The 2226-nt window shown below is 73.1% G+C and carries 3 protein-coding genes; all 3 read left to right on the forward strand.

The genetic code is table 11. The features are described 5' to 3' along the window. Positions 1-781 (forward strand): cellulose binding domain-containing protein (locus tag E1200_RS32740; protein WP_207933662.1); only part of this gene is annotated, 781 nt, incomplete at its 5' end. A 22-nt stretch (positions 782-803) separates the two neighbouring features. Then, the gene (locus E1200_RS32745; RefSeq protein ID WP_131956474.1) at positions 804-1568 is read left to right on the forward strand and encodes a fumarylacetoacetate hydrolase family protein; all 765 of its coding nucleotides are present in this window, start codon (positions 804-806) and stop codon (positions 1566-1568) included. A 10-nt stretch (positions 1569-1578) separates the two neighbouring features. Further along, positions 1579-2214, forward strand: a complete 636-nt coding sequence (locus tag E1200_RS32750) for a DUF2461 domain-containing protein (RefSeq protein ID WP_131956476.1) — start codon at positions 1579-1581, stop codon at positions 2212-2214. Positions 2215-2226 lie beyond the last annotated feature (12 nt).

The raw sequence follows: 2226 nt of genomic DNA on the forward strand, positions 1-2226 counted from the left end.
GCCTCCTCCTCCCGCCGAGCCGGTCCCGGCGGTCGCGTACTCGGTGCCCGGCGCGCCGCCGCAGGGCACGATGCCGGCCGCCGCCTCGCCGTCCGGGGGAGTACCGCCGTCCGGGGGAGTGCCGCCGTCCGGCCCGCCCAGGTCGAAGGGCCCGTCGAAGTGCCCGCTGCTGCTGGTCGCGCTGGCCGGCGGCCTGGTGCTCCTCCTCGCCGCCGCCGGCGTCACCGTCCTGCTGCTGACCGGCGGGCCGGGAAAGGACGACGGGGCACGGGCGGGCACCTCACCGGCGCCGTCCGCTCCGGCGACCGAGGGCGGTGGCCCGGCCCCGGCGACGTCCGGCGGCCCGGCACCGAGCGGAGCGCCCACCGCGCCTCCGGCCGGCGGGGCGCCCGGCACGCCTCCGGGCAGCGGGGCGCCAGGCGTGCAGCCCGCGTCGCCGCCGGTGCCCACCGCGCCGATCGGCCCGGTCCTGCGCGGAACCGGCATCACCTACCAGCTCGTCCAGCAGGACCCGGGGTACTTCGAAGGCTGGATAGTCATCACCAACCGGACCGACGAGCCGATGAAGACGTGGAAGCTGACCTTCCGCACGCCCGGCGCGGACGTGAAGAACATCTGGGGCGCCAAGCTCGCCAAGGGCGGCGAGAAGGTCGAGATCAAGAACCTGGACGGCGCCCCCGCGATCCCGCCCGGCGGCACGTGGGAGGTCCAGTTCGGCGCGTCCGGCGCCACGACGCCCGTGCGGGACTGCGAGCTCAACGGCGAGGCATGCGGCTTCTGACCGACGCACTAGGCTTTCGAACATGCGTATCGCCAGGTTCTCCACCGACGAAGGAATGGCCTTCGGCGTGGTGGAGGAGAACACCGTCGCCGCCATCGCGGCCCACCCGTTCGGTGAGCTGACGTTCACCGGGCAGCGTTTCCCGCTCGCCGACGTCCGGCTGCTCGCGCCGATCCTGCCGAGCAAGGTCATCGCGATCGGCAAGAACTACGCCGCCCACGCGGCCGAGATGGGCGGCGAGGCCCCCGCCGAGCCGATGCTGTTCGGCAAGCCGTCCACCGCCGTGATCGGCCCGGGCGAGGCGATCATGTACCCGGAGAAGCTGTCGGAGCGGGTCGACTACGAGGGCGAGCTGGCCGTCGTCATCGGCCGGATGTGCCGCGAGGTGCCGGCGTCCCGCGCCGCCGACGTCATCCTCGGCTACACCTGCGCGAACGACGTCACCGCCCGCGACCTGCAGGCCAAGGACGGGCAGTGGACGCGCGCCAAGGGATTCGACACGTTCTGCCCGCTCGGCCCGTGGATCGAGACCGAGGCCGACCCCGCCGACCTGGCGATCTCCACCACCGTCAACGGCGAGGTCCGGCAGAACTCCAGCACGTCCCACCTGCTGCACGACGTCCCGGCCCTCGTCGAGTACGTCAGCCAGGTCATGACCCTGCTGCCCGGCGACGTCATCCTCACCGGCACCCCCGAAGGCGTGGGCCCGCTGGAGATCGGGGACGAGGTGACGGTCACCATCGACGGCGTCGGCGGTCTCACCAACCGGGTCGTCGCCCGCGACTGAGAGGCGAGCCGTGGCGTTCAAGGGCTTCACCGACGAGACGTTCTCGTTCTACGAGGGCCTGCAGGCCGACAACAGCAAGTCCTACTGGACGGCCCACAAGGACATGTACGAACGCCACGTGCGCGAACCGATGGCCGAGCTGTGCGCCGAACTGGAGGACGAGTTCGGCGCCGTCAAGCTGTTCCGCCCGTACCGCGACCTCCGCTTCAGCAAGGACAAGACGCCCTACAAGACCCACCAGGGCGGCCACACGGGCGAGGGCTTCTACCTCCAGGTCGACGCGGACGGGCTGCTCGCCGCGGGCGGCATGTACGCCCCGACCCCCGAGCAGCTCCGCCGCTACCGGGACGCCGCCGGCTCCGACACGTCCGGCGGCGAACTCCAGGCCATCGTGGACGAGCTGCGCGCCACCGGGATGGAGATCGCCGGAGACCGGCTCAAGACCCGTCCCCGCGGCACGCCCCCCGACCATCCGCGGCTGGAACTCCTGCGCCACCGGTCGCTCTACGCGCACGCGGGCTGGCCCGACGACCCCTGGGTGCGGACACCTGAGGTCGTCCCGAGAGTCAGGGACGCGTGGCGCCGCCTGCGCCCCCTCGTCGACTGGGGCCGGCGCCACCTCGGCCCGCCCGGCGACACCCCCTGACCACCCCCTGGC

It is taken from the genome of Actinomadura sp. GC306 (genome assembly GCF_004348665.1).
Lineage (GTDB): Bacteria > Actinomycetota > Actinomycetes > Streptosporangiales > Streptosporangiaceae > Spirillospora.

Bases quoted from the DNA above. Each gene is read 5' to 3' on its own strand.
- E1200_RS32745 (WP_131956474.1), top strand. From the start codon at position 804: ATGCGTATCGCCAGGTTCTCCACCGACGAAGGAATGGCCTTCGGCGTG.